Here is a 7,853-nt window from a genome sequence, read left to right on the forward strand (position 1 = left end):
TTCGCGATCTCCCACAGCCCGTCTGGAACAATCCAACTCCACGTATCCCGCCCCATGAACAGCCCAACGAGCAATCTCCACATAGGACACGGTCTTAGAAGTCATCTCAATTGGTGAGTCGGCGGTAGCAGATGAGGGTGCAGGCGATGCTGGTGAAGGCGAGGAAGTGTTCGGCTTTTCGCTCGTAGCGGCGGTGGAGTCGGCGGCAGCCGGCGAGCCAGGACATGGTGCGTTCGATCGTCCACCTGTGACGTCCCAGCCTCTGCGATGTCTCGATGCCTTTGCGGGCGATGCGGTGTCGGATTCCGCGTTGCGCCAGCCATTGCCGCAGGTGGCGGTAGTCGTAGCCCTTGTCGGCGTGGAGCTTGCCGGGTCTGCGTCGGCGGGGGCCACGGCGGGACCGGATGGGCGGTATGCCCTTCACGAGCGGGATCAGGGCCTGACTGTCGTGGACGTTGGCACCGGAGATTCCGACGGACAGGGGCAGACCGGTTCGCTCGGTGATCAGGTGGATCTTCGACTCGTACTTGCCCCGGTCGACAGGATTCGGACCCGTCAGATCCCCCTTTTCAGGGCCCGCATGTTCACCGAGTCGATCGCGCACCGCGACCAGTCCGGCTCGCCGCGGGAGCCGAGTTCGTCAAGGACCAGGCGGTGCAGCCTGGCCCATACCCTGGCCTTCGTCCACTCGGTGAACCGGCGGTGAGCCGTTGCTCCGGACGGCCCGAACGACGCGGCGGGTACCTGCTGCCACGTGCACCCCGACGTCGCCACGAACACGATCGCGGCCAGCACTTCACGGTCACCGTGCCGACGCCGACCGCCACCCTGAGGCCGCGACGGCGCCTCCGGCACCACCCGCTGGAACAACTCCCACAACTCATCCGGCACCAGCCGCTCAACGATCCCCACCACAACCGACAGCCTACAGAGCCAAATGAGATGTCTTCTAAGCGTCCTGCTTAGCTCCCGGTTCAGCTGGAAACAGGCTCTGTTCGCCGGGCAGCTGGAGCGGCAGAGAGCGGAGCAGCTGAAGCTTGCCGAGCATCAAGACCTGATGAGTCAGCGCCGGGATCCGCTGCTGTGGGCGGCCTATGACCTTGAGTCACGTCTGTTCAACATCGTGGACAGGCGGTTCCTGAACATCTACTACTCGCACGGCCAAGGCCCCGATCGCGACTATGCGCTCAGAAGCACCCTGCACGTCATGGCCGACTACCTCGGTCAGGTGGAGCTACTGCGACGCCAGGTCCAGTTCCTGGACCTGGGCAACCGCGAGAACTCCCGGACCGTCGTCCGACACCTGACGGTCATCAGCAACGTGCTCAACTCGGACGGCTACGGCTACGACGACCCCCACTTCCGCGTACTCCGGAGCAACCAGCGAGCCCTCGGAGAGCTGGTGATCTGCGACAGCAATGACCGGTGCCTGGGCTACGCGGAGTTCTGCCGGCGCCTGGACACCGATGCTGACTTCGCTGGGTGGTTCGAACCGCTATCGTGTTGCAGCACGGGCGGGCGGGTGCGGCGCAGCATTTGCATGGAGCAGGCGGTACACGGGTGCTGCCCGTGCAGCAGGTCGGCCCCCGCCAGTGCAGCACACCCATCTGCTGCACACGCTGCTCAGGCCGTGCTGCCCGTGACCAGCCCTGCTGCTCCGCGACGGCCAACAAGGCCGCGAACCCGGCCCGGCGCTGCATGGCATCGCAAATCTGTGATGGTCCGCGCCAGGTTCATGCAGAGCTGCTGCATGGATCAGACATGCGGCCGCGGTTTGTTCTGGAGGAGCAGAACGATCCGGTTCACCTGGTGCCACGGGATGCTCGGCTCGTGGTGGTGCTGCCGCAAGTGGCAGCCCGCCGTTTGTTTTGCTGCTCCAGAACAAGCCGGTTTAGCTAGCGCTACCGGTTTGATCGCGGGCGGGTACGAAGAAGGCGCCGCACCCGGAGGTACAGCGCCTGTGTGTCTTCCCGGGGCCAGGAGCCCGCTGGAGGGCCGTTCAGAGTCCTCGGCGGGGTTGTTCAGCCGGTGGCGGCGAGATTGGCTACCTGGGCGGCGAACCGGGCCCGTCGCTGCTCGGTGAAGCTCTCGGGGTCGGCGGCCTTGATCTCGGGCACCGCCATGACGGGGGAGGAGATTGCACCGCCGGTCAGCAGTGGGTGGAGCTGGTAGCGGCCGTCCTCGAGGCCCCAGGCGAGTTCGCACTCGCGGAGCTCCTTGAAGCCGTGGTTCACGGTCGGCTTGCTCGCGCCCAGCTCGCGTGCCGTCTCGTTCTGGCTGATCTCGGCGGTGCCGGTCTCCGGGTCGCTGAGGCACAGCAGCTGGTCCAGGACGCGGCGGCCGGCGGTGGAGACGTCGACCAAGGCTGGTGCGTTTCTGCGGGTTCGTCCTGCGGCCCGGCTGCCCGGTGACGGTGGGCCGGGGTCGGCTACGCCGACGTCACGGCGGAGCAGCGGGTGGCGGTCGTGGAAGCGCATCCGCGCCCGGACTTCAAGAATCAGATCCTCGCCGCCCTCACCAGGGGCATCAAGGACCGCCCCGACACGACCTTCGGCAACCTGAAAGCCGACGTCCTTGAGCACTTCGTCCCCGGCTCCCGCCGCACCGACTTCGTCGACGTCATCAAGAACTCGGACTGGCCCGAGTAGACGCACCCACGGGAGAGGCGACTCCCGGTGGCGGCGCCCGCACGCTCAGGCCGGCGCGAGGGCATGCGCTTTCGGGTAGACGACGCGCAGTTGCTGCACCCGGCCGTCTCGGCGGAGCATCAGCCAGGACAGGGTCGGAGGGCAGTGGTGCAGGGCGCCCTGGGCGGTGGTGACGTCCATCTCCCAGATGTCGATGTCCCGTCCGGCGACGACGCGGCGCAGTTGCTGGCGAACCCCGTCCTCCAGATAGCCGCGCATGACCGGGACGGGGTGGACGTGCTCGCCGGGCCGTCCGAGACGGCCGGTCATGGCGCTGTGGGAGGGCCACAGATTGCTGATCTCCCGGGGCAGCGTGCCGCTCTCCCAGCCCGCCAGCGTCGCCAGGGCCTCCTGCCTGCTCTCCTCGGTGCGGCGGTCCGCGTCGTCGTGGGACGCCTGCGCGGTGTCCAAAAGCAGGCGGGCCAGTTTCGTCCGGGCCTGGTTGAGGCGGCTGCGCACGGTGCCGAGAGGGATGTCGCAGGCGGCGGCGATCTCCTCGTAGGAGGCGACGGGGCTGAAGTAGCGCAGCATCACCACCAGGCGCAGCTTGGGCGGCAGGGAGCCGATCGCGTCCCAGATCCAGTCGCGCAGGGCGTGCTGCTCGATGCGGCGCTCGTGCTCGTCATCCGGGTGGACGTGCAGGTGGTCGAGGGCGGTGAGGCCCGGGATCTCCCGGGTGGAGCGCAGGCGCATACGGGCGGTGTTGCGGACGACGGCGCGCAGCCAGGCGCCCACCGCGTCCGGGTCGCGGACGTCGCCGATCCGGTGCAGCGCGGTCAGCGCGGCGTCCTGGACGACATCCTCCGCGTCGGGACCGTGTCCCAGCAGGCTCAGCGCCACCGCGCGCATGGGCGCCTGGTGACGGGCGAGCAGGAGGCCGAGCGCTCCTGTCTCGCCCGCCTGGGCGCGGCGCGTGAGGTGGGCGTCGGTGAGCGGTTCTACGGGCTCCATGACCACCCCTTGTGGGTCACGTGACGGACAGCGGCGGGGAGTTGCGGACACCCCCGGCTCCCTGCCGGAGGTGTCCGCAGAGTAGACCCGGTAGCGCGGATTCCTCAGCCCGCGGCTCGTTCGATCAGGGCGACGACAGCGGCGGGATTCGAGACGTACACGGCGTGGCTGCCGCCGGTCTCGGTGACGTGCGCGCCCGCGCGTTCGGCCATGAAGCGCTGTGCAGCCGGCGGGATCATGCGGTCGTCGGCCGCGATCAGGTAGTAGTTCGGCTTGGTGTGCCAGGCCGGACGGGTCACCGTCCCCTCCAACGCCTCGATTCCCCACGGGACCTGAGAGTCGGCGAGGAAGCGCGCCTCGTCGGCCGGCAGATCACCGGCGAAGGAGGCGGCGAACTTGTCCCGGTCGAGCTGGAGAAAGCCGCCCACGGGCGGGAGGATCGGCGGAACGGGGGCGCCCGGCGGCGGGTCGGCGATCAGGGTGTTCACGGACTCGCCCTTGTCGGGCACGAACGCCGTGATGTAGACGAGGGCCGACACGTTGTCGTGGTTCCCCGCTTCGGAGACGACGGCGCCGCCGTAGGAGTGTCCGACCAGGATCGTCGGCCCGTCCTGTGCGTCCAGTACTTGATGGGTGGCCGCGACATCGCCTTCGAGGGAGAGCGTGGGGTTCTGCACGATCCGCACCTGATAGCCGTCGGCGCGGAGCAGGTCGTAGATCTTCTTCCAGCCCGATCCGTCGACGAAACCGCCGTGGACGAGAACGACGTTACGGGCTTTTGCTGGGTGACTCACGGTGCCTCAACTCCTGTGTGTGGAAATGTGTGGAACGGCAGTCGCCGTGCTCGGCGCCCCGCCGGGATGTCCGACAGCAACGGGATGCGGGAGGAGGCCTGAAGTTCACCCTTCCGGGTGTGATGTGCATCACATGCTGGTTGCGGGTCGGGTGGAGCGCGGGCCCGTCCGGCGCGGCCCGATGCTGGATATCGGAAGTCGGACCCGGCGGCCGCGGTCGCCGCGTGGAACCTGTGACGCATGGTCCACGCGCTCATGTGGCTGTGGTGGCCGATCCATTCGAGGGTGAGCTGCTCGTCGAGGTGCTCCAGGACCCAGGTGATCACCTCGGTGATGTCCGGGTCGCCCTCGGGCGGCAGGTGCTCGATGAACTGGGCCTGGCCGCCTTCCCGGTGCGGTGGGTCGACCAGGAAGCGGGCCATCATGTTCACGAGCGTCTGGCCGTGATCGGGCCGCAGCAGATGCAGGCACCGGATCCATCGTCAGCGCGGGCCGACCCGGCCTGGCCGACACCGTCCCACCCCCAGCCGCGTGATCAAACGCGACGATGCCCTCGCAGGAATGCGTACAACGCCGCAGCGGTTGTAGGTCGCCCGCGGCCTGCGGCGTGGTTCACGGTCGGGGTCTTTGCACTGCCGACGCGCTCGGCCCATTGTCGGCCCGGGTGGGGCATGGCTCGTAGAAGGAGCTGGAAGGATGAAACCGATGGCGCCTTCCTCGCCCAGCTCGGCCGCGACTGCGCCAGACGGCCGTACCGCGCCGAGGAAGACCGACTCGAAGGCGGCGCGCCACTGCTTGTGGTGATGGGTGTCCGACGTACCCGTCGGAGGCCCACCGACGCTGATGAGCACCCCGTCCAGGCGCTTGAAGGCATCGCGGGCCGCGGCGATCAGCCGCTTCGGAGTGTCGGCGTCGGCGTTGTCGGCCACGGCGCCGATCGTCTGCCACGGACCGCCCGGAAGACATGTCAGGCGCTGGTGTCGGAGGGAACTTTGGGCGATCGCATGGCTCTCTCTCGTAGGCCGGCTCGCCCGGTGGTTGTGACGGCTTGCGGTAGTTCGCGAATGCTCAGTCAGATCTGCGAGCCCCATGGCATCTGCAGTCGAGACTTCTGCGACCTGGCGGTTTGCGCGGCTCGGGGAGGCGGGTTCGGCGGCGCAGACTCACAGGGTCTGGTCGGGGTCGCCGAAGGGTGGAGGGCATCGGACCCGCTGCGGGTCGATGAGGGTACTGCGGGCGGAGGTGGGGCGGGGGCGGGCCGGAGCGCGGGAAGCCTGCGAGCCCGCCGCTGCGGTCCATGCCCCTGGTGTGGGCCGGCCGGGTGGCCTCTGTCGATATCTGCCCACGCTTGGCCCGGCGGAACGGCTCTACGGGGGCTCGGGGGTGGTGTGCTGGGGTGTCCAGAGGGAGCTTCCTTCGGATTTCGGATCGGACGGTGTGGCCATATGTCCACGGACCTCCTTGCCAAGCCCCTGACCGGCCGCGTGGCGGTGGTCACCGGCGCCTCCAGCGGTATCGGCGAGGCCTCGGCCGAGCACTTGGCGCGCCTGGGTGCTCGAGTCGCCGTGCTGGCCCGGCGTGCGGATCGACTGGACGGGCTGGTCGCCCGGATCGAGCGCGGCGGCGGCACCGCTCTGGCGCTGGCCGTCGATGTGACCGATGCCGCGGCGGTGCGCGCGGCCGCCGCCCGGGTGGCGGACGAACTGGGCACCGCCGACCTGGTGTTCAACAATGCGGGGGTTGGGCTGCCCGCCCCGATCGAGGCGGCCGTCGATCAGTGGCAGCGGGAAATCGATGTCAACGTCACCGGGCTGATGAACGTCATCGGGGCGTTCACCCCGCAGTTGGTGAAGGTCGCTGCCGAGCGCGGGGTGGCCGATCTGATCAACACCTCCTCGAGCGCGGCGCAGAACATCTACCCCCATTTCGCCGTCTACTCCGCCACCAAGGCGTACGTGAGCCACCTCTCGCGTCATCTGCGGGCGGAGCTGGGCGCGAAGAATGTACGGGTGTCGGCGCTGGAGCCGGGCATCGTCGACACCGAGATTCAGAACCATGCGACGGACGAGGCGGCGCTGCGGTGGCTGGCGAGCGCCAAGGAGACGATGGAGTGCCTCACGCCGCAGGACATCGCCGAGACCATCGGTTTCCTGGCCGCGCTGCCGGCGCGGGTGAACCTCCAGCAGGTCGTGATCATGCCCACCGGTCAGCCCGGCTGACCCGCTGAGCTTGTCCTACCTCCCAGACGTGGGTCTGATCTGGTCATTCGTAAGATCGGCGGGCCCGGGGGTTCTGGGTATGGCTGTGAGCTTGTCGCCGTTGGATGGCTCAAATGACTTGGCCGCCCGGAGCCCCGCGACGACTCGACCGTTGATTGGGATATGCGACTCGATCGCTGTGTAGGACAACGTCGGCGAGGTCGTCTGCGGGACTGTGTTGGACGACGAGCCGGCGGAGGTGACCGTGCCCCAGGTCTGGGCCGGCGTGGACATCGGCAAGGAACACCACCACTGCGTGGTGATTGACGCGGAAGGCGAACGCCTGCTGTCACGGCGTGTCCTCAACGACGAGACAGCGCTGCTTGAGCTGATCAGCGACGTACTCGCTTTCTCCGAGGATGTGCTGTGGGCGGTCGACATCAATCACGGCGGGGCCGCCCTGCTGATCGGTCTCCTGCTCAGCCATGACCAGCCGATGGTTTACCTCACCGGCCTGGCCGTTCACCAGGCATCGGCCGCCTACCGGGGTCAGGGCAAGACGGACGCCAAGGGCGCCTTTGTCATCGCCGACCAGGCCCGCATGCGCAAGGACCTCGGCGCACTTTGGCCAGGCGACGAGATAGCCGTCGACCTCAAGATCCTGGTCAGGCGCCGCACTGACCTCGTCAACGACCGGACCCGCCAGATCAACCGACTCCGGGAACAACTCCTCGGAATCTTTCCGGCGTTGGAGCGGGCACTGAGCCTGACGAACAAGGGACCGGTCATGCTGCTGACCGGCTACCAGACCCCGGCCGCGATCCGCCGCAGCGGTGCCAAGCGGATCGAGACCTGGCTGAAGAACCGCAAGGTCCGCGGCGCCGAGGCCATCGCTCAGGCCGTCGTCGAGGCGGCTCACGCCCAGCACACCGCCTTGCCCGGTGAGAAGCTTGCCGCATCCATGGTGGCTGGCCGTACTCGTTCGTCGCCGCCCTGGAGACCGGCCGGACCTCGTGGTGCCGGCTGCTGGACGTGGTCGTCTGGGACCTGACGACGACGTCGCCGAGGCCACGGCCGTCCAGGTCCGCCGCGTCGTGGACCGGGGCAGGCGATGCTTGTGCGCTCGTGCCTTACGAGCTGGTGCGTGATTGCGTTGGAGACGCGGGGGGTCTGGGCTGGGGTTTGTGTCAGCCGGTGGTGTTGCGGTCGGAGACGAGGCCGGC

General features: G+C 68.4%; 6 protein-coding genes and 2 pseudogenes. 3 read left to right on the plus strand and 5 right to left on the minus strand.

Annotation, left to right across the window (positions count from 1 at the left end):
* Positions 1-106: 106 nt before the first annotated feature.
* Positions 107-906 (minus strand): IS5 family transposase gene (locus AB0D53_RS41345; protein WP_362454669.1). Its coding sequence is split into 2 segments (ribosomal slippage): positions 107-568 and positions 571-906, totalling 798 coding nucleotides; the frame shifts between segments, so codons are not numbered across the junction.
* Between the two features lie 1,115 nt (positions 907-2,021).
* On the minus strand, positions 2,022-2,363 hold the full coding sequence (locus AB0D53_RS41350; protein WP_362454659.1) for a hypothetical protein: 342 nt from the start codon (positions 2,361-2,363) through the stop codon (positions 2,022-2,024).
* Between the two features lie 57 nt (positions 2,364-2,420).
* On the opposite strand from AB0D53_RS41350, the pseudogene AB0D53_RS41355 reads away from it, so the two are divergent.
* Positions 2,421-2,648: pseudogene (locus AB0D53_RS41355) on the plus strand (diguanylate cyclase); the annotation flags it as partial.
* Positions 2,649-2,693: 45 nt separating this feature from the next.
* Here the strand turns inward: AB0D53_RS41355 and AB0D53_RS41360 are convergent.
* From AB0D53_RS41360 to AB0D53_RS41370, 3 genes are all read right to left on the minus strand, one after another.
* Complete coding sequence (locus AB0D53_RS41360; RefSeq protein WP_362454661.1) at positions 2,694-3,638, minus strand: sigma-70 family RNA polymerase sigma factor; 945 nt, start codon at positions 3,636-3,638, stop codon at positions 2,694-2,696.
* A gap of 104 nt (positions 3,639-3,742) precedes the next feature.
* Entirely contained in the window at positions 3,743-4,432 is a 690-nt protein-coding gene (locus tag AB0D53_RS41365; protein WP_362454663.1) for an alpha/beta hydrolase, read from the minus strand.
* Positions 4,429-4,857 (minus strand): hypothetical protein, encoded by a 429-nt coding sequence (locus AB0D53_RS41370; protein ID WP_362454665.1) that lies wholly within the window; start codon positions 4,855-4,857, stop codon positions 4,429-4,431. The genes AB0D53_RS41365 and AB0D53_RS41370 overlap by 4 nt, the downstream gene beginning before the upstream one ends.
* Before the next feature lie 1,020 nt (positions 4,858-5,877).
* On the opposite strand from AB0D53_RS41370, the gene AB0D53_RS41375 reads away from it, so the two are divergent.
* Together AB0D53_RS41375 and AB0D53_RS41380 are read left to right on the plus strand one after the other, a co-directional pair.
* Positions 5,878-6,651: an SDR family oxidoreductase gene (locus AB0D53_RS41375; protein WP_362454667.1), complete on the plus strand. Its 774-nt coding sequence runs from the start codon at positions 5,878-5,880 to the stop codon at positions 6,649-6,651.
* A 244-nt stretch (positions 6,652-6,895) separates the two neighbouring features.
* A pseudogene (locus AB0D53_RS41380) lies at positions 6,896-7,597 on the plus strand (IS110 family transposase); the annotation flags it as partial.
* Positions 7,598-7,853: the final 256 nt, after the last annotated feature.

This window comes from Streptomyces sp. NPDC048295, assembly GCF_040652135.1.
Classification (GTDB): domain Bacteria; phylum Actinomycetota; class Actinomycetes; order Streptomycetales; family Streptomycetaceae; genus Streptomyces.